17 protein-coding genes are annotated in these 16,879 nt (G+C 63.6%); 12 read left to right on the top strand and 5 right to left on the bottom strand.

The window, feature by feature from the left end:
* Window positions 1-101: 101 nt before the first annotated feature.
* Window positions 102-1,241, bottom strand: a complete 1,140-nt coding sequence (locus J6497_RS03760; protein WP_249793367.1) for a substrate-binding domain-containing protein — start codon at window positions 1,239-1,241, stop codon at window positions 102-104.
* Between the two features lie 223 nt (window positions 1,242-1,464).
* Between J6497_RS03760 and J6497_RS03755 the strand changes: the two genes are divergently transcribed.
* The gene (locus J6497_RS03755) at window positions 1,465-1,908 is read left to right on the top strand and encodes a MarR family winged helix-turn-helix transcriptional regulator (protein ID WP_225703212.1); all 444 of its coding nucleotides are present in this window, start codon (window positions 1,465-1,467) and stop codon (window positions 1,906-1,908) included.
* A 168-nt stretch (window positions 1,909-2,076) separates the two neighbouring features.
* Here the strand turns inward: J6497_RS03755 and J6497_RS03750 are convergent, their stop codons facing one another.
* Window positions 2,077-2,499: a DOPA 4,5-dioxygenase family protein gene (locus tag J6497_RS03750; protein WP_225702883.1), complete on the bottom strand. Its 423-nt coding sequence runs from the start codon at window positions 2,497-2,499 to the stop codon at window positions 2,077-2,079.
* 23 nt (window positions 2,500-2,522) lie between these two features.
* Window positions 2,523-3,071: an amidohydrolase family protein gene (locus J6497_RS03745; RefSeq protein WP_225702882.1), complete on the bottom strand. Its 549-nt coding sequence runs from the start codon at window positions 3,069-3,071 to the stop codon at window positions 2,523-2,525.
* Window positions 3,072-3,134: 63 nt separating this feature from the next.
* Between J6497_RS03745 and J6497_RS03740 the strand changes: the two genes are divergently transcribed.
* From J6497_RS03740 to J6497_RS03730, 3 genes are all read left to right on the top strand, one after another.
* Window positions 3,135-4,004 carry a S1C family serine protease gene (locus tag J6497_RS03740; protein ID WP_225702881.1) on the top strand — a complete coding sequence of 290 codons (870 nt, stop codon included), beginning with the start codon at window positions 3,135-3,137 and terminating at the stop codon, window positions 4,002-4,004.
* Window positions 4,001-4,375, top strand: coding sequence for a response regulator transcription factor (locus tag J6497_RS03735; RefSeq protein WP_225702880.1), 375 nt, complete (start codon window positions 4,001-4,003; stop codon window positions 4,373-4,375). The genes J6497_RS03740 and J6497_RS03735 overlap by 4 nt, the downstream gene beginning before the upstream one ends.
* An 83-nt stretch (window positions 4,376-4,458) precedes the next feature.
* The gene (locus J6497_RS03730; protein WP_225702879.1) at window positions 4,459-4,833 is read left to right on the top strand and encodes a YkvA family protein; all 375 of its coding nucleotides are present in this window, start codon (window positions 4,459-4,461) and stop codon (window positions 4,831-4,833) included.
* Here the strand turns inward: J6497_RS03730 and J6497_RS03725 are convergent.
* Window positions 4,830-7,262 carry a TonB-dependent receptor gene (locus J6497_RS03725; RefSeq protein WP_225702878.1) on the bottom strand — a complete coding sequence of 811 codons (2,433 nt, stop codon included), beginning with the start codon at window positions 7,260-7,262 and terminating at the stop codon, window positions 4,830-4,832. The genes J6497_RS03730 and J6497_RS03725 overlap by 4 nt on opposite strands.
* 194 nt (window positions 7,263-7,456) lie before the next feature.
* Here J6497_RS03725 and J6497_RS03720 point away from each other — a divergent pair, with 194 nt between their 5' ends.
* Entirely contained in the window at window positions 7,457-9,067 is a 1,611-nt protein-coding gene (locus J6497_RS03720) for a rhodanese-like domain-containing protein (protein ID WP_225702877.1), read from the top strand.
* A gap of 23 nt (window positions 9,068-9,090) precedes the next feature.
* On the opposite strand, the gene J6497_RS03715 is transcribed toward J6497_RS03720, so the two are convergent.
* Window positions 9,091-10,458 (bottom strand): histidine kinase, encoded by a 1,368-nt coding sequence (locus J6497_RS03715; protein ID WP_225702876.1) that lies wholly within the window; start codon window positions 10,456-10,458, stop codon window positions 9,091-9,093.
* A gap of 191 nt (window positions 10,459-10,649) precedes the next feature.
* On the opposite strand from J6497_RS03715, the gene J6497_RS03710 reads away from it, so the two are divergent.
* The 7 genes from J6497_RS03710 (at window position 10,650) to J6497_RS03680 (ending at window position 16,879) form a co-directional block, all read left to right on the top strand.
* Window positions 10,650-11,270 carry a response regulator transcription factor gene (locus J6497_RS03710; RefSeq protein WP_225702875.1) on the top strand — a complete coding sequence of 207 codons (621 nt, stop codon included), beginning with the start codon at window positions 10,650-10,652 and terminating at the stop codon, window positions 11,268-11,270.
* A gap of 87 nt (window positions 11,271-11,357) precedes the next feature.
* On the top strand, window positions 11,358-12,203 hold the full coding sequence (gene fghA / locus J6497_RS03705) for an S-formylglutathione hydrolase (protein ID WP_225702874.1): 846 nt from the start codon (window positions 11,358-11,360) through the stop codon (window positions 12,201-12,203).
* A 234-nt stretch (window positions 12,204-12,437) separates the two neighbouring features.
* Complete coding sequence (gene pedA1 / locus J6497_RS03700) at window positions 12,438-13,619, top strand: lanthanide ABC transporter ABC transporter substrate-binding protein PedA1 (protein ID WP_225702873.1); 1,182 nt, start codon at window positions 12,438-12,440, stop codon at window positions 13,617-13,619.
* 14 nt (window positions 13,620-13,633) lie between these two features.
* Window positions 13,634-14,605, top strand: coding sequence for a YVTN family beta-propeller repeat protein (locus J6497_RS03695; protein WP_225702872.1), 972 nt, complete (start codon window positions 13,634-13,636; stop codon window positions 14,603-14,605).
* Complete coding sequence (gene pedB, locus J6497_RS03690) at window positions 14,602-15,423, top strand: lanthanide ABC transporter ATP-binding protein PedB/LutE (RefSeq protein ID WP_225702871.1); 822 nt, start codon at window positions 14,602-14,604, stop codon at window positions 15,421-15,423. The genes J6497_RS03695 and pedB overlap by 4 nt, the downstream gene beginning before the upstream one ends.
* Complete coding sequence (gene pedC, locus J6497_RS03685; RefSeq protein ID WP_225702870.1) at window positions 15,420-16,268, top strand: lanthanide ABC transporter permease protein PedC; 849 nt, start codon at window positions 15,420-15,422, stop codon at window positions 16,266-16,268. Before pedB ends, pedC begins: the two co-directional genes overlap by 4 nt.
* Entirely contained in the window at window positions 16,265-16,879 is a 615-nt protein-coding gene (locus J6497_RS03680; protein WP_225702869.1) for a hypothetical protein, read from the top strand. The genes pedC and J6497_RS03680 overlap by 4 nt, the downstream gene beginning before the upstream one ends.

Genomic DNA, 16,879 nt, shown 5'->3' with positions numbered 1-16,879 from the left:
ACGGCGGTCCCCACCCGAAAGCCGCAGAGGTATTACAGACGGAAATATTTTCCTTTTCAAGGATTATTTTACGGGACGGCGCGCGCAATTCCTTCCGTACGTCAGATCGTCTTGATCAACTTGAAATCGAGGCCGTCGGCTTCGGCGAGATACATCGGCATCTCGGCGCGGCCGTTGCGAATGGTGATTGGCCCGCGCGCGCCGGAATAGACGATGTTGCGACCGGCCGTGAGCAGCGGCTTGAACGCCAGCGAGCCCGCGCGCTCAGCCGCGGCCTGCAGGAAGCGCAGGCCCTCGTAATTCGACTGCGCAACCGAACCAATCGGCGGTGCTGTGGGGCCGAACGTGGCGTGATATTGACTGAGGAAGTCATCATTGGCGCGCGAGCCGATGCCGATGAAATAGCCGGAAGCGCAGAACAGGTTCTCGGTGTTGTCGGCACCGATGCCGAGCAGCACGGTCTCATCCATGGCGCCGGCCAGCCTGAGCGTCGTGGCCGCCAGGCCGCTCTCGGCAAAGGCGCGGTTGAAGGTGATGCTGTCGGTGCCGATCAGCGAGATCAGCACGACATCGGGACGCGCGGCACGGATGCGGGCGAGATGCGCTGAATGATTGTCCTCGCCGACGGGAACGAATTCCTCGCCGACCACCTGCCCGCCGGTCTCGGCGATGTATTTCTTCACTGCGCGGTGCGACTGCCACGGCCAGACATAGTCGCTGCCGATCAGATACCAGCGCGAGGCCTTCTTGACATCGGCAAGCCAATGGACCGCCGGACGGCTCTGCCAGCGCGGCGTCTCGCCGATCGCAATCACGCCCGGCGTCCGCTCGCCACCCTCATAGACCGGCGTATAGATATAGGGCACGCGGCCGCCGGTGATCTTGCGCAGCGCGACGCGGACCGCACTGATGTGCGAGCCCATGATCACGTCGACCTCGTCGAGGGCAACCGCCTGCGCGGCGCGGCGCACGACGTCCTCGATCGGGCCGCCGGCATCCAGCATCGTCAATTCGATCTCGCGACCCAGAATGCCGCCGCGACGATTGATCTCGGAGACCGCAAGCAACACCGCGTTGGTGGTGGCCGGTCCCCAGATTCCCGGCGAACCGGAGAACGTCAGGAAGTTCGCTATCCTCAACTTGTTGTGGGCGCCACCGCGCTTGCTGAAGCCGACATCAGCAGGATGCCAGGACGGATCGGTCGTCGGGGCCGACAAGTCTCTGAACACAAAGGGCGGCATGGGGGCGCCGCCGCAATTGACGCTGACTGTTGAGAGCACGCCCACTCCTGTCCGACACGTCGCCCCTTGTCGCGCAGCGCATCGATGCGCCCGCCGCCGGTTTCCCACCCGTTCGACAAATATCCTAGGCGAAAATATTGAAACTTCAACAATTGCCATGCATATAGAACGGGCAATCAGCGCCAGTCATTCGCTCATCAGGGTCAAAACAAAGTCTCCAACCGTGGCCAAACCGCCAAGCCAAGATACCCCCCTCACCGAACATCTCGCTTACCTGCTCGCGCAAGCCAACCGGGAAATCAACCGGCAGCTTGAATCGCGTCTGGCCAAGGAAGGTGTGCCGGTCGAGCAGTGGCGTATCCTGAAGGTCCTGTTCGATGGCAACGGACGTTCGATGGGCGAGCTCGCCGAAGCCGTGCTGCTCAACCATCCGACGCTGACGAAGATCATCGACCGCATGGTATCAGATGCCCTCGTCTACCGCGTCCAGGATCCCAAGGACCGCCGCAAGGTGCTGATGTTCTGCTCCGACCGCGGAAAGATTTTGTGTCAGCGGCTAAACTCGCTGGCGATGAGCCAGGAAGCGCATATCGTCGAGAACTACGGCAACAAGTCCACCAACGAATTGAAGCGGCTGCTGGAAAACCTGATCGACAGCGCGAATTGATGCGCGAATTCGTAGGGTGGGCAAAGCGACCCCGCTCTGTGCTGACCCAACAAACACCGGCGGAAGCGTGCCCACCATCACGAGCCGAGTGCTTGATAGTGGGCACGCTTCAGCTTGTGCTCGTTGAGGCAGCCGAGGATGGGGGTCGCTTTGCTCATCCTACAAACCTCACGGCCGAAGGTGCGGCGTCGTATTTGGCGCAGACGCCTGCTCGAGTTCGGTCTCCTCGGGCAGCTTCTCGCCGTGCACGGCGAGCGGCTGGCCGATCCAGAGCGGATCAGCCAGATGGTCGCGGCGCGGATTGGTCGTGTTCGGATGCACGAGGATGCTGAGGCTGCCGTGATTGAGCATCAGCCAGGGCACCAACTCGGCAAACACCTCCTTGGCAAAAGCCACCTGGTACATGGCCTGATCGTGCGGCCCGACCTTCACGTCGTGCCATCGGCCTAGCGTGACGGAGAAGCGCTCGCCGATCCATGTCCTCAAGCGCTCAGCCTCAGGCCGCGTCGTCGCCGGATCATAATAGATATGGGCGTGATAGCTCGTAATCTCGCCGGCCGACCGCGGCGCAGCATCTTGCAAATCGCTCATCCGTCCCTCCGAAGACCCCATCCTCACCTCCGGCTGATTTGGGCAAGATCGCTCATATGCGCAAGATCAATCATGCGCCCGTGGCTAATGACGGCGGCGGGTGGAGCGTGAAAGCGAAGCACGTTCGTGACATCGGGCTGATCAAGCACGACAAGGTTGGCCGGATATCCCGCCTCGATCCCGCACTTCGCCAGATTGATCGCCGCTGCCGGTCGCGACGTGATCATATCATAGAGCGTGGCGATGTCCTGTTCCTTCGTCATCCACAAAAGATGCAGATGGGCATTGACGTAAGGCGGCGTGACCAGGTTTCCGCCAGCATCCAGCAACAGGCGGGCATCGCTGCCGAGGCGAGGCCCTATCTCGACAATGACGCGATCCGAAATCGCAATATCGGAGAGCGCGTCGCCCCGACCCCGCAAGCGGGCATTTCGGATCAAGATGTCGGTCATATCGGGAATTCCAGTCGGGCTGGAGAATTGGGAAGCCAGGTCTCGTTTCGAGAGCCGCAATGCACATCTGGTGCAAGAAGGATACCGTTCTCTGAAGAGGCGGCTGTTTGCCCTGCCCACCCGGGCAGTTTCCAACGGCGCCGGAGCGTGCCCAGATCGGGGACAATCCAACGGAGTGTTGCCATGTCTGATCCCTCAGTGCTTGCCACGTCCTCCAGCGTGATGGCCGACATCGTCGCCCGCGCCGCGCCTGCCGTCGTCTCCGTGCACTCGCACCGCTCGCGCGCTTCGGGCTTCGTCTGGAAGACGGGCCTCGTCGTCACCGCCGATGAGGCGCTGGCCGAAGAAGGCGAGGTCATCATCCGCTTGGCCGACGGAACGGAGCGGTCTGCGACCATCGCCGGACGCGATCACACCACCGATATCGCCCTGTTGCGGTTCGACGCCGGCAACATTGCGCCAATCAAGCTTTCATCCGAAGTGCCGGCGCTTGGATCGCTGGCGTTGGTCGTCGCCGCCGAGCGTGGCGCGCCCGCGGCGGCGCTCGGCCTGATATCGCTGGTCGGCGGCGCCTGGCGCAGCCTGCGCGGCGGCGAGATCGATGCGCGCATCGAACTCGACATTCGGCTGAGGCCAAGCCATGAGGGTGGGCTGGCGCTCAATGCCTCCGGCGACGTCATCGGCATGGCCGTGCTCGGCGCACGACGCGTCCTTGTCATCCCGGCCGCGACCATCGAGCGTGTGGCAAGCCGCCTCGCAACCTATGGCCGGATCGCGCGCGGCTATCTCGGGCTCGGCCTGCAGCCGGTGAAGCTCGACGACGGCATCGGCGCGATGGTGATGAGCGTCGACAAGACCGGCCCCTCGGCGGCCGCCGGCATCCGGCAAGGCGACGTGATCGTCGGCTGGAACGACGAGAAGATCTCCGGCGTGCGGGCGCTGCTGCGGGCGCTCGGGCCCGACAGTGTCGGCGCCACCGTCGATGTGGCGGTGCGGCGCGGCGGTGAGCCGGTGCGGTTCAAGCTGACGGTCGGCGAGAGGCCGGAGACGTGAGCGAAGAGACCTCGCATCCCCTCGTCGTCGCCATCGACGTCGGCGACCCCGCGCTTGCGGACCGGCTCGCCTCGCTGCTCGGCGGCGTCGCAGGCTTGCGCCTTGCCGCGCCGGGAGAAGCGGCGAGCATCGCGCTGGTCTCGCGGGATCAGCTAGCGGGCGAGCGGTCGGAGATCGAGCTAACGCCGCGCGAGCGCGACGTGCTGGCGCTGATGGCCGAGGGCGCCTCGAACAAGGCGATTGCGCGGCAGCTGGGGATATCGGTGCACACGGCCAAATTCCACGTCAGCTCGCTGCTCGACAAGCTCGACGCCACCGGTCGCACCGATGCGGTGGCGCATGCGGCGCGGCGCGGCGTGATCCATCTGTAGGATATGACGCGGGATGCTGTGCCGCATCGCTCCACGACGCGGCGGGTGCTAGGAATGCGGACACCTCTGGCACGCAAAGGCCAATGCTCGACGCCATCAAGACCTGGGCACGTTCGCTGAAGCGGGACAGTCGTGCCATCTATTTCGCCGCGCGCGATCCGCGGGTGCCGTGGTACGCAAAGCTGCTCGCCGTTGCGGTCGCCGGATATGCGCTCTCGCCCATCGACCTGATTCCGGATTTCATTCCGGTGATCGGCTATCTCGACGATCTCGTCCTCGTGCCGCTCGGCATCTGGCTGGTGATAGCGCTGGTCCCACGGGAGATCATGATCGAGTGCCGCGCCAAGGCGAGCGAAGCCTCGCCTCCGGCCAGCCGCGCCGCAATGGCTGTCATCATCTTCGTCTGGATCAGCGCGGCGCTTGCCCTTGGTTGGGCGGCCTATATGCGTTGGGGTTAGAACGTCGCCCGCACTCCCGCATAGAAGGCGCGCGGCCGCGCTGGGCTGACCGAGCGCGGATCGGTGAACTCCGTGCCGCCAGCGGGGAAATTGGGGACATCGCCGGTATCGAAAAAGGTGCCGTAGGTTGCGTAGCGGCTGTCGAGGAGATTATCGATCCGGCCATAGATCTGGACATTCCTGGTGAGCTGGTAGGAGGCGTGGGCATTGAACACGGTGTAGGATGCCAGCTTCGGTGCCTGGTTGGACTCATCACCGACATAATACTGGCTGCTGACGAAAATCGCGTCCGCGCCGACCTTGAACTGATCGGTGAGCGCATAGTCGAAGCCGGCCTTGATGCGGTGACGGGGAACCGCGGGAACCTGGTTGCCGGGCAGGATCTGTATATTGCCATCATCATCGGCGAAGGGGCTGTTGGAGCCGATCTGCAAAGCATCGAGAAAGCGCGCGTCGACAAAGGCGTAGCTGGCATACATTTGCAGGGCGGATGATTCGAGCTGGACCTCGGCCTCGATGCCCTGCCGGCGCGTCGAGCCGACATTCTGGAAATAGCCGTAGCCCTGCAGCACCGGACTTGGAATCGCGAGGATGTCGTCGCTGTTGGTGGCGCGGAAGCCGCCGACCTTCCAGGAGAGCGTACCGATGTTCAATTCCTTGGTGCCGCGCAAGCCAGCCTCGACGGTGCGCGAGACCACCTGCTTCAGCGGCGGATCGGACACGAGGAAGGCAGCAACGATGCAGGGGCGCGCGGGATCGGCGCAGCCCAGCTCCAGCGGCGTCGGCGCGCGGTTGGCTTCGGAATAGCCAGCATAGGCAGTCAACTCGGGTGTTATCTTGTAGGTGCCGCCGATGATCGGATTGAAGCGGTCATAGGTGCTGTAGCCGTTCAGTTCGGTGCCGATCTGGTCCTGAAGCTTGATGCGCGCATCGTTGAAGCGGCCGCCCGCCGTGATCGAGAACGCCTTCGTCACGTCGAAAGTGTCGAGCGCATAGATACCGGTATATTGATTGGTTGTGCGCAGCGAGACCGGACCGATCGAGACGGGATCGCCGGACTGGCCGAGAAAGATGCCGCTGCCGCTCACGACGTAGTTGGGGCCGATGGTGCCGAGTTCGGCGCTGGCGGTGAAGTTTGTGACACTGGAATCGAAGCTGCCGCCGATCGTGAAACGATTATCGTGGCCGAAGAGCTGATCCTCATTTGTCGCCTGGAGTTGCATGCCGGCGGTGGTCGACTTCGTCGTGGTGCGGTCGTTCTCGCCAAGCACCGAGCCCGCCGGAAACGGATTGGCGAGCTGGACGCCATTCAATCCGTTTGCGGGGACGTCATCTGAGTTGAAGCACAGTAGCCCCGCATCGGCCTCGCAGGGCTCCGTCTCTGTTGGGTTGCCATCTTGCGTCCTGTGCTTGAAGAACCGCAGATGCGCGGCGCCCTCGATGGTCCAGCTCGGCGTCGCCTCCACCTTTCCCGTCAGGTTGAAGTAGCCGACCTTGTTGGCAGAGGTTTGCGGTGTCGTGTAGGTCGCGCCCCAATATCGCTGCAGCAGTTCGACCGGCACCGTCGCCGCCGCGCCGAACTTGTTGTCGGCGAGGCCGATATTGAGATGGAATTCGCTGACGTCGGTCTTGTGGGCGACATCGCCGTAGAAGCGACGGATGTCGGACGGAGAAAAGTTACGAAAGCCGTTGTCGTGCAGGCCCTCGAGCGCGCCATAGACGGCGAAATTGTCGATCTGCTTGCCCCATTGCGCAGACCCCTGGATGCGGCCGAACGAGCCGCCCATGGTGTTGATCTCGGCGCCCTGATAGGAAAAACCGTCCTTCATCTGTACGACGACCGCACCGCCGAGCGCGTTGAGACCGAAGGCCGGGTTGTTGGTCACAACGTCTATGGACCTGACCGCGCTGGTCGGAATCAGGTCCCAGTTGACAGTGTCGCCGAAGGCTTCGTTGATCCGTACCCCGTTCTGGTAGACCGCAAGGCCCTGCGGCGTGCCTGCCACGGGAGACGCCACGAAGCCGCGGAACTGGATGTCCGGTTGAAAGGGATTGCCGGCAACCTCGTTGATGCTGATGCCCGGCACGCGTTGTTCGAGCGCATTCGTGATATTGAACGAATCTGTTCGCGCGATTTCTCTGCTGTCGACGACATTGACTGCCGCCGGCACCTTGTCCGCTTCGACCGTCGCAGCCGAATCCGAGGTCGGCGTCGGCGCGGTCGGGACATACACCACTCTTGGCGATCTTTGCCGCGCACGAACGGGAGTCGTCGTAGGCCGGCCGCGCCTGGCGCGGTCTCTAGGCGTCACCTCGACGGGCGGCAATGTCTCGACCTGCTGCCCTGCGCCCTGGGCAAAGCCGGTCTCGTTCCCCACAACAACAACCCCCGTCGCAACCGATGCGACAAGCAGCACCCGCATCCCCATTGTCCACCCGCTCCACCCACCGTCCGGCTGTTGTCGCCGGTTGAATGATATTAGAGTGCAGAATGAGCTATGCGCTACCTGCAACTGTTCCCGAAAGTTTCGGGAAAATTCCCGACCCATCGGGACCGGAGCCGTCGGCTATCGCCAACATCTGCTATATGCCGATCCTCCTGAATTCCCCTCTGGATACTCCAATGAAGCCAATTTCCGGCACGCAGCCGAAGCGGTCTGATACCGCGCCACTCATGACGCCTACGGAATTGCGCCGGCGTTGGCGCGCTGGCGAAGAGGTGGCGCTGCTTGACGTGCGCGAGGAAGGCCCCTACTCGCTGGCGCATCCCTTCTTCGCTGTCTCCCTGCCGCTTTCGCAGATCGAACTACGTATTCTCGATCTGATCCCGCGCTTCAGCGCCCCCATTGTCGTCTATGACGACGGCGAAGGATATGCCGGGCGGGCGGCGAAACGCATTTCGGCGCTCGGCTATACGGATGTATCGATCCTCGACGGCGGCCTGGGAGCCTATCGAACGGTCGGCGAGGTCTTTCGCGACGTCAATGTGCCGAGCAAGGCGTTCGGCGAACTCGTCGAGGCGATCCGCCACACCCCGTCTCTGCCCGCGAACGAGGTCAAGGCCCTGATCGAGACGGAGCCCGATCTGATCGTGCTCGACGCGCGCCGTTTCGAGGAATACCGCACCATGAGCATTCCGCGCGGCGTCAGCGTCCCCGGCGGCGAGCTCGCGTTTCGCGCAAGGGAAATCGCGCCCGCGCCCGGCACCACCATCATCGTCAATTGCGCCGGCCGAACGCGCAGCATCATCGGCGCGCAATCGCTCATCAATGCGGGACTTCCGAACAAGATTTTCGCGCTACGAAACGGCACGATCGGCTGGACCTTGGCCGGACATGATGTCGAACGGGGCCGAACCGACCGGTTCATGCAACGCCCCGAAGCGACTTATCCGGCAGCGCTCGCCAGCGCGGCGCAATGGGCCGAGCGCGTCGGCGTTCCGAGCCTTGACCGCAACACATTCGATCTCTTCCTCGCGCAAGCGAATGAACGCACGCTCTATCTGCTCGATGTGAGAACGCCGGAGGAATATCAGCGCGAACATCCGCCCGGCTTCGCCTCGGCACCTGGCGGGCAGCTCGTACAGGCCGCGGACGAATGGGTCGCTGTACGCGGATCGCGGCTGGTGCTGTTCGATGACGACGGCGTTCGCGCACGCATGGCCGCATCCTGGCTGGTCCAGATGGGCTGGGAGGCTCACATCGTCGGGCCGGAAGTGATTGAGGCGACCGAGACCGGCACCCCGCCGCCGCGCCGTCCGGCGCCGGCAGCCTCCGGCCCCGCGATCGACGTGCCGGAGCTGATCGCCAACCGCGACAACTGGACGGTCATTGATCTGGCGCGCAGCCCCGCTTATGCCGCAGGCCATATCCCTGGCGCGCATTTCGTACTGGCGTCGCGTTTCGCCGAGGATTTGCCGCAACTGCCCGGCGAGGAAGCGATCATTCTCACTAGCGCCGACGGCGATGAAGCCTTGTTCGCGCTTGCAGATGCGATCGCCTCCACAAGACGCAACGTGGCCGTACTGAAAGGCGGAACGGAAGCCTGGATCAGCAGTGGTCGGCCGCTGGAGCGGGATCGACATTCATGGATCTCGCAACCCGATGATGTCTACAAGCGTCCCTATGAAGGGACGGACAATGCGGCGGCTGCAATGCAGGCCTATATCGATTGGGAGCTGCACCTTATCGCGCAGCTCGCAAACGATTCAGTATCCAACTTTCACGTCGTCTAGGACGCGACACCGCAAGATCAGAGTTAGGAGCGCGCTCCCGTAGGAACCAGCGCCTCCACCGTCACCCCGTCGGCGGACGAAACCGTCAGCGAGCCGCCTAGTGCCAACAGGCGCTCGCGCATGCCGGTGAGGCCGAAGCCGAACTGGTGGTCCGGGCTCAAGCCGCGGCCGTTATCGCGGACCCGCACCCGCGCGCAGCCGCGATTTCCCCGCACGCTGTCCGGCTGTTCCGCCGGCTCGACGGTTATCTTGACCGCGGTCGCGCCGGCGTGACGGAAGGCGTTGGTGAGCGCTTCCTGGACGACGCGGTAGATCGTGAGATCGGCGGTCTCTCCGGTCTCGCCGAGGGAAGGCGAAATGCTGGTTTCGATCGTGACCTCCGGATGCGATTCCTTCCAGAGGCGGAACAAGGCAGAGAGCGCCTCGTAAAGTCCGAGTTCGGCAAGGCCGACCGGCCGCAGCTTCTCCAGGATCCGTCGGGTGAACTGCTGCAGCGCATTGACCTGCTCCAGCATCGCCCCGCCGTGCTTTCGCACATGATCCGGACCTGCCTCGCGCGCATCCGACAGCCGCATCAAGGCACCTGCATGCGCGCGCAATGCGAACAGATGCGGGCCGAGCTCGTCGTGCAATTCGCGCGCGATCTCCTTGCGTTCCCTGTCCTGCAGCGAGACCGCGCGCTCGGCGAGCCGCCGCTTGTCCTCGATCGCCTCGCCGAGCGTGGCCGCGAGGTGATTGAGCTTGGCGCAGGTCGCAGCGAGTTCCGGCGCGCCGCCCGGCGTCACGCGAACATCGTATTGCCCGCCCTCGATCTTCGCCATGGCTTGCGACAGCGCCTCGAGCGGCGCCAGCGCGCGGCCGACAACACTCCTGACGATCAGGAAGAGCACAACGACGATCGCGGAACCGACCGCGAGCTGGGTGACAATGCCATCCCAGATCTCGGCCATCTCGTCATTCGGATGCGAAGTGATCACGAGCGATTCCGATCTGCCGCGGATGGAGATCGGCACGCTAACGGAAGTTGTCTCCGGATGGACGAGCGCGACGAACCAGGCCGGCGGCGATCGCGCTTCCTCGCGGCTGTCAGTCGCCTCGTCCTTTCCGGACTTTGCTGTCGCGCCATCCTGGCGGGTGATGCTGACGTGACGCAGCCGGCTGAGGTCGCGAACGATCTCGTCGAGCCGGGCGTCCGGATCCGGCGCCTCGTTCAACCCGGCGACGATCGTGGTCAGGAATTCTCGCGCGAGGCGGATCACGCTCTGGTCTTCTGCCTGGACCCGCGGGCCGGCCTCCACGACAAGCCGCGCGATGTTGATGGCCAGACCGAGCGCGAGGACGAGCGCCAGCAGCAGGTTGATCCGCCCGCGCAAGGAAAGTTTCTGCCACATCGCCTTTGCCCACGATCACCTGCATTCGGTTCCTCAATCAAGAGGAGCGTTGACAGACAAATACCGCGTCTGTCTAATCGAAGCGTACAGCAATCGCGCTGGAGATGCATGAGCACACCCGCGGGAAGCGGCGTTCATGTAATCTGATGCGGTGCAGCAACGGACTGACGCAGCTATCCGGGACTTCAAGCATGCGCGTTCTGATCGTTGACGACCATCCGATCGTCGCTTCCGGCTGCCGCACCGTGTTCGCCGATGAACCGGAGATCGAGCTGCTCGAAGCATCGGACGCCGAAAGCGGCGAACGCGTCTTTGTCGCCGAACGTCCCGATATCTCCGTGATTGACATCAATCTGCCGACCGTCTCCGGCTTCGAACTGGCGCGGCGGATGCTGGCGCGGGACGATTCGGCGCGCATCATCATGTTCAGCATGAACGACGATCCGGCGTTCGCCGCCCGCGCCATCGAGATCGGCGCCAAGGGTTATGTGGCAAAGACCGGCGATCCCAGCGATCTCGTCGAGGCGATCCACGAAGTTGGCAATGGCGGCGTCTATCTGCCGCCCGCGATCGCCCGCCGCGTCGCCTTTGCCGGCCCCGCCGCGGCGCAGAGCCCGCTGTCGAAGCTCAATCCGCGCGAGATGGAGATCCTGCGCCTGCTCAGCGCCGGCAAGACGCTCTCCGAGATCGCCTGGCTGGTTCATTCCTCTTACAAGACGGTCGCCAACACCTCCTCGATCATGCGCCAGAAACTCGGCGTGCGCACCTCGGCCGAACTGGTGCGGTTGGCGATCGAGAGCGGCGTCGCCTGAAGATCGCGCACGCATGATCCGGAAAAGTGGGCGCTGGCTTTCCGAAAAGATCATGCGCAAACAAAGCACAGCGCCGGAGTCCGGGAGATGACGATTCAAACTGTTTCAACGAACAAATCCCATGGCGGCATCCAGGGCGTGTACAAGCATGCCAGCCGCGAGACCAAGACCGAGATGACCTTTTCGGTCTACGTTCCTCCGCATCCGGCGGGCGCGAAGCTGCCGGTCGTCTTCTATCTCTCCGGCCTGACCTGCACCCACGCCAATGTCACCGAGAAAGGCGAATACCGCGCCACCTGCGCCGATCTCGGCCTGATCTTCGTGGCACCCGATACCAGCCCGCGCGGCGAGGGCGTGCCCCGCGATCCCGCCGGCGCCTATGACTTCGGGCTTGGCGCCGGCTTCTATGTCGACGCGATGCAGGAGCCGTTTGCCCAGAACTACCGGATGTGGAGCTATGTGACCGAGGAACTGCCGCAGCTCGTTGCCGCGCACTTCCCTGCCGATCGCGTGCGCCAATCGATCATGGGCCATTCCATGGGCGGGCACGGTGCGCTCACGGTGGCACTGCGCCATCCCAACCGCTATCGCGCCGCGAGCGCCTTTGCGCCGATCGTGGCGCCATCACAGGTGCCCTGGGGCATCAAGGCGCTCGGCGGCTATCTCGGCGACGACAGAAATGCATGGCGCAAGCATGACACGGTGGCGCTGATCGAGGACGGCGCACGGTTTTCCGATCTGCTGGTCGATGTTGGCGATGCCGACTCGTTCCTCGCGGAACAGCTTCGCCCGGAACTGCTGCAACAGGCCTGCGCGCAGGCAAATATTCCGCTCCTGCTCCGACGCCAGGAAGGCTACGACCACAGTTACTATTTCATCTCCACCTTCATGGGCGATCACTTGCGCTGGCACGCCGCGCGGCTGACGGCCTGAATCACCTTCATTGTGGTTGCCGCGCCCGATGTGCCTTCGCCAAACGGCGTATGCAGGCGCGGCGGACAACGTCATCGCCGCGACGGCAAACGGCGCTCTCATGATCGTGATCGTGCGGAATCGAGAGCGTCGCAACGACAAAATGCGGGGTTGCAAGCCAGGACAATTCAGTCATCTTGCATGCCAAGAGTATCTCCATCGCCGGGTCAAGGCGAGGAGACGTTGGGAGGAAACATGGTCCGATGGCTGGTCGCCGCAATCGGTCTGGTCGCAATGGCGATGCCCGTGCGTGCCGCCGAGCCGGTCGAGATCGGCATCGGCTATCTCGGCCGTGCCGGCGTTCAGCAGAAGCTATCGCTGGTCGAGCAGCCCGCCGAGAATGACGGCGTAGCCGGCGCGCGGCTTGCGATCGAGGATAACAACACCACCGGAAAATTCCTCAACCAGCGCTTCAACCTGGAGGAGGTCCGGCTCAAGGAAGGCGAGGACGTCGCGAAGGCCGCGACGGCGCTTGCCGATCGCAATGGCTTCATCATCGCCGATCTTCCGCCGGATGGGCTGTTGCAAGCGGCGGATGCGCTGCGCGATCGCGGCACGGTGCTGCTGAACGCCGGCGCGATCGATGACCGGCTGCGCGAGCAGGATTGCCGCGCCAACGTGATCCACGTCGCGCCGACGCGCTCGATGCTGGCGGATGCGCTGGCGCAATACCTGGTATGGAAGCAGTGGAAGCGCTGGTTCCTGGTGGTCGGCTCGCACGACAAGGACAAGCTCTATGCCGATGCGCTCCGCCGCGCCGCGACGCGGTTCGGCGCCAAGATCGTGCAGGAAAAGACCTTCGAGGATACCGGCGGCGCGCGTCGCACCGATAGCGGCGTGACGCTGATCCAGCGGCAGATGCCGGTCTTCACCCAGCAGATCCCCGCCCACGACGTGCTGGTCGCCGCCGACGAAAGCGAGGTCTTCGCGTCCTATCTGCCCTATCGCACCTGGGACCCACGGCCGGTCGCAGGCTCGGCGGGGCTCGTGCCCACGAGCTGGGACGCGGCGCAGGATCAATGGGGCGCGATCCAGATCCAGAACCGCTTCGTGAAACTGAATTCGCGGCGCATGACCGCGCTCGACATGCAGGCCTGGACCGCCACGCGCATGATCGGTGAAGCCGCCTCGCGTACGAACTCGGGCGATGCAAAGAAGCTGTTTGCTTTCCTCAAAGGACCGGATTTCTCGGTAGCCGCGTTCAAGGGCACGCGGCTGACGCTGCGGAATTGGAACCAGCAGCTTCGCCAACCGATCCTTCTGGTCGATGGACGCATGGTGGTCTCGGTGTCACCGCAGGAAGGCTTCCTGCACCAGGTCTCCGAGCTCGACACGCTCGGCGTCGACCGTCCCGAGACAAAATGCAAGCTGCAGTGAAGGAGAGATCGCGCATGTGGCGCCGCTGTCTAGTTTCCGGAACGGTCCTTTGGCTTGCGGCCGCCGCACCCGCTTCCGCCTTCATGGCCTATGTCTCCAACGAAAAAGGCAACACCGTTTCCGTGATCGACACCGATAGCTGGACGGTGACAAAAACCATCAAGGTCGGCCAGCGGCCACGCGGCATCGAGTTCAGCCGCGACGGCAAGTTCGTCATGGTCGCGGTCGGTGACGACGACACCATCCAGGTGATCGACGCCAAGAAGCAGGAGGTGGTGGACACGCTGCCCTCCGGACCAGATCCGGAACTGTTCGCCCAGGATGCCGCGGGCAAGGTGATGTATGTCGCCAACGAGAACGACAATACGGTGACCGTGATCGATCTCGAGAAGCGCGCCCGCATCGGCGACGTGCAGGTCGGCGTCGAACCGGAGGGCATGACGATCAGCCCGGACGGCAAGATCCTGATCAACACCTCCGAGACCACCAACATGGCGCACTTCATCGACACGTCGACGCGCCAAATCGTGGCTAATGTGTTGGTCGACGCCCGGCCGCGCTTTGCCGAGTTCAAGCATGACGGCTCGGAATTATGGGTGTCCTCCGAGATCGGCGGCACGGTGTCGATCATCGATCCGGTCAAGCACGTGGTGACCGGCAAGGTCACCTTCAGCATTCCCGGCCTGCGCAGCGAGGCGATCCAGCCGGTCGGCATTGGCATGACCAAGGACGACAAGACCGCCTTCGTCGCACTCGGCCCCGCCAACCGCGTCGCGGTCGTCGACGCTGTCAGTCACAAGGTGACAAAATATCTCCTGGTCGGACAGCGGGTGTGGCACATGGCGTTCACGCCGGACGAAAAATACCTGCTGGTGACCAATGGCGTATCCAACGACGTCTCCGTCATCGACGTCGCCGCGCAAAAAGTGACCAAGACCATTCAGGTCGGCGAACTTCCCTGGGGCGTTACGATTGCACCACAATGACAGCAACCGAGATACCCATCGCTGACAAATCATCGCCTGACATATCGGCCCGACACGATTCTGCCGGTGTGGCCGCCTTGTCGATCGAAGGCGTCAACCATTCCTATGGTGCGCGCCGCGCGCTGATCGATGTGAGCTTTGACGTCGCGCCGGCAAGCTTCACGGCGCTGCTTGGCCTGAACGGCGCCGGCAAGAGCACGCTGTTCTCGCTGATCACGCGGTTGTTCGGCATCCAGGCCGGACGAATCGGCATTTTCGGCCATGATATCAGCCGCGCGCCGGGCGAGGCGCTGCGACTTCTCGGCGTCGTGTTCCAGCCTCGCACGCTCGACCTCGATCTCTCGGTGACGCAGAACCTGCTCTATCACGCCGCCCTGCACGGCATCGGCCGGCGCGAGGCGCGCTTGCGCAGCGGCGAGGTGCTGGCGCGCATCGCGCTTTCCGACCGTGCCGGCAGCAAGGTGCGCGACCTCTCCGGCGGCCAGATGCGCCGGCTGGAGATCGCGCGTGCGCTGCTGCACCGGCCGCGCCTGTTGCTGCTGGACGAGGCGACGGTCGGCCTCGACGTCAAGGCCCGTTCAGACATCCTTAACCACGTTCGGAAGCTCGTCGCCGAGCAAGGCATCGGGGTACTCTGGGCCACGCATCTGTTCGACGAGATCACGGCAAGCGATGATCTCGTGGTGCTGCATCAGGGCAAGGTGCTGGCGCGCGGCCAGGTGTCGCGCGTGATCGCGGAAACAGGCGCGCAGGACATCAACACCGCCTTCATGCGCCTGACCGGCGCCGTGGACAAAGCCGGGAGCGAGGCGTCATGAGCTCCATCACCGTCACGCCGTCGCGACGCGGCTTTTCCTTTGCCGAATACCTCACCTGCCTCAACGGCATCGTCTGGCGCGAGGCGCTGCGCTTCCTGCATCAACGCGAGCGCTTCGTCTCGGCATTGGTCAGGCCGCTGGTGTGGCTCTTCATCTTTGCGGCCGGCTTCCGCCAGGTGCTGGGCATCTCGATCATCCCGCCCTACGAGACCTACATCCTCTACGAGGTCTATATCGCGCCGGGCCTGATGGCGATGATCCAGCTTTTCAACGGCATGCAGTCCTCGCTCTCGATGGTCTACGACCGCGAGATGGGCAACATGCGCACGCTCTTGGTGAGCCCGCTGCCGCGCGGCTACCTGTTGTTCTGCAAACTGCTGGCGGGCACCGCGGTCTCGCTGTTGCAGGTCTATGCCTTCCTCGTCATCGCGTGGCTGTGGGACATCACCCCGCCGCCGATCGGCTATCTCACCGTGCTGCCGGCACTGGTGCTGTCAGGGCTGATGCTGGGGGCGCTCGGAATGCTGATCTCCTCCGGCATCAAGCAGCTCGAGAATTTTGCCGGCGTCATGAACTTCGTGATCTTTCCGATGTTCTTTGCCTCATCCGCGCTCTATCCGCTGTGGCGGGTGCAGGAGGGCAGTCCGATGCTTTACTATGTCTGCCAGCTCAATCCATTCACCCATGCGGTCGAATTGATCCGCTTTGCGCTGTATGGTCAGACCAACTGGATTTCTCTCGCGGTCGTCGCCGGCTGTACGGCGGTTTTCATGATCGGCGCGATCCTGGCCTACGATCCCTCGCGCGGATTGGCACGGCGCGGGCCTGCCGGAGGCGAGACATGATCGGGCGGATTGCGATCGGAGCATTGCTTGTCCTTGCGGCATCGACCGGGATCGGTCGTGCCGCCGATCCGCGCTACCCCGACTGGCCCTGCACGCAGGCCAAGGTGCCGGAGATTTCGCTCGCAGCGGTATGGGCGGGACCGCCGCTCGACGACGTCCAGGACAAGTGGAAGGAGAACGCCAGGATCAGTGCGCTCGTGGAGAAACTGGCGGCGCGGCGCACGCCGCTTGATGATGCCCAAAAGGCAATCACCGACTTCCTCACGGCTTCCGCGGCTGATAAGACCACCGCCGGCAAGCTGCTGTTCGCCGGCTTGTTTGATTCGCTCAACGCTCAGCGTTCCTCGGTCATGAGCGGAATCGAGCGGGTGACGCGCAAGCAACGCGAGGCGGCCGACAAAATCCGCGAAGACACGCTCGCGCTGCAGGCGTTGCGGAGCGCGTCCTCGCCCGATCAGTCCAAGGTCGACGAACTCAGCAACCGTCTCCTGTGGGAAACGCGGATCTTCGAGGACCGCCAACGTGTGGTCAGATTTGTCTGCGAAGTACCGACAACGATCGACCAGCGCCTGTTCGCGCTTGGCCGCACCATTCAGCAAGAGATGGAATAG

Origin of the sequence: Bradyrhizobium cenepequi (assembly GCF_020329485.1) — a bacterium.
Lineage (GTDB): Bacteria > Pseudomonadota > Alphaproteobacteria > Rhizobiales > Xanthobacteraceae > Bradyrhizobium > Bradyrhizobium cenepequi.
Note: the sequence above shows the minus strand (reverse complement) of the source record. Positions and strands in the feature narration are given on the sequence as shown.

What these genes read in the sequence shown, in the direction of transcription:
- J6497_RS03760 (WP_249793367.1), bottom strand. Translation starts at nt 1,241, where the DNA reads ATGCCGCCCTTTGTGTTCAGAGACTTGTCGGCCCCGACGACCGATCCG.
- J6497_RS03750 (WP_225702883.1), bottom strand. Translation starts at nt 2,499, where the DNA reads ATGAGCGATTTGCAAGATGCTGCGCCGCGGTCGGCCGGCGAGATTACG.
- J6497_RS03740 (WP_225702881.1), top strand. Translation starts at nt 3,135, where the DNA reads ATGTCTGATCCCTCAGTGCTTGCCACGTCCTCCAGCGTGATGGCCGAC.
- J6497_RS03730 (WP_225702879.1), top strand. Translation starts at nt 4,459, where the DNA reads ATGCTCGACGCCATCAAGACCTGGGCACGTTCGCTGAAGCGGGACAGT.
- J6497_RS03725 (WP_225702878.1), bottom strand. Translation starts at nt 7,262, where the DNA reads ATGGGGATGCGGGTGCTGCTTGTCGCATCGGTTGCGACGGGGGTTGTT.
- J6497_RS03720 (WP_225702877.1), top strand. Translation starts at nt 7,457, where the DNA reads ATGAAGCCAATTTCCGGCACGCAGCCGAAGCGGTCTGATACCGCGCCA.
- J6497_RS03715 (WP_225702876.1), bottom strand. Translation starts at nt 10,458, where the DNA reads ATGTGGCAGAAACTTTCCTTGCGCGGGCGGATCAACCTGCTGCTGGCG.
- J6497_RS03710 (WP_225702875.1), top strand. Translation starts at nt 10,650, where the DNA reads ATGCGCGTTCTGATCGTTGACGACCATCCGATCGTCGCTTCCGGCTGC.
- fghA (WP_225702874.1), top strand. Translation starts at nt 11,358, where the DNA reads ATGACGATTCAAACTGTTTCAACGAACAAATCCCATGGCGGCATCCAG.
- pedA1 (WP_225702873.1), top strand. Translation starts at nt 12,438, where the DNA reads ATGGTCCGATGGCTGGTCGCCGCAATCGGTCTGGTCGCAATGGCGATG.
- J6497_RS03695 (WP_225702872.1), top strand. Translation starts at nt 13,634, where the DNA reads ATGTGGCGCCGCTGTCTAGTTTCCGGAACGGTCCTTTGGCTTGCGGCC.
- pedB (WP_225702871.1), top strand. Translation starts at nt 14,602, where the DNA reads ATGACAGCAACCGAGATACCCATCGCTGACAAATCATCGCCTGACATA.
- pedC (WP_225702870.1), top strand. Translation starts at nt 15,420, where the DNA reads ATGAGCTCCATCACCGTCACGCCGTCGCGACGCGGCTTTTCCTTTGCC.
- J6497_RS03680 (WP_225702869.1), top strand. Translation starts at nt 16,265, where the DNA reads ATGATCGGGCGGATTGCGATCGGAGCATTGCTTGTCCTTGCGGCATCG.